This is a genomic window from Psychrobacter sp. T6-1 (genome assembly GCF_052258445.1).
Genome location: NZ_JBQQFC010000486.1, coordinates 1 through 1,270 on the forward strand (window position 1 = coordinate 1; position 1,270 = coordinate 1,270).

Here is a 1,270-nt window from a genome sequence, read left to right on the forward strand (position 1 = left end):
ATATGACTACTGTGAACAAAAAAACATCGGTAAATAATGCAATTGAGGCGGATTTACTACCCGCCGTTGCCAATTATTTAAAGGTACTTAACGAGCAAGTGCTACCTGCTTTTATCAAAACAGGTAGCGTACCTAATGCAATCAATGCACGAGATGGTCTGGCAAATTTGACTCATACCTTTGTGACCCAAGCAGTAGATATCCCATTGATAATTGACGACATTATTAAAGGTGATGGACTAGCTACAGATGCTGGTGACATGCCGACTTATGATATACCGGTACGGCTTTTTTATCCTAGCTTGCCCGCTGATACCAAACCAGCTGAGCCGACCAAACTACCTGTGATGCTGTACTTTCATGGTGGCGGTGGTACGGCAGGTAGCGTCTCTGTTTATCATCACATTTTATGTCGTTTGGCCAAATATACTGGGCACATTATTATCGCGCCAGAATATCGCTTAGCGCCAGAAAATCCTTATCCTGCCGCGCAAAACGACGCTTGTACTGTGCTGCTTGGACTCAATAAACTACTTGCTCGTCGTCAGATAATGACAGACAAGGTAGTGGTCGCAGGCGATAGTCATGGCGGCGCGCTAGTAACCAATCTATTACGTGATCCTAGGGTAAAAGCCTCGGGTATGATAGAGAAAATCAGCGCGCAGGTGCTGATGTACCCTAGCGTCGACTTTACAATGAGTAGCCCCTCTGTTGAAAAATATGCCAGTGGCTACTTGCTCAGCCGCGTACGTATCGACTGGTATTTTAACCAATACTTTCAGAACAATGAAGATACACAAGCTAAGTCCGCGCTATTTGCCAGTTTAGACGACCTCAAGGGTCAGCCGCCTGCGCTTATTATCAATGCAGCCATTGACCCTTTATATGATGAAGGCGTCGCTTATGCTGCCAAACTCAACCAAGCAGGCGTTGATGCGCAGCACATCACTTATGATAAGGTTATTCACGCTTACCTCAATATGGAAAACCTCAACCCTGATGTTTGCATGCAGACTTATAGGGCTATCAATGCGTTTTTAAACAGCAAAATTTAGACAAATATATGCTGATGACAAGGTTAAGAAACAACGCTCACCATTCCTAGACAAGCCGCTAGCCGCAAACTTGCTACTATAGTCAGTGCAAAGTAAAAGTCTAAATATAGTCCTACTACGGAACCCCTATGTTCTTATCTTTAAACTCTATATCAATTAAAACAGCGAGCTTAGCCGTATTAATGAGCCTGTCTCTGATCGCCTGTAGTCCCGCT

Annotated in this window: 1 protein-coding gene; it reads left to right on the forward strand. The window is 44.3% G+C overall.

The genetic code is table 11. From position 1 onward, the window contains the following. Positions 1-1,055: alpha/beta hydrolase (locus tag ACTXGO_RS14010; RefSeq protein WP_443541315.1), on the forward strand; the 1,055-nt coding region annotated here is incomplete at its 5' end. Between the last annotated feature and the right edge of the window lie 215 nt (positions 1,056-1,270).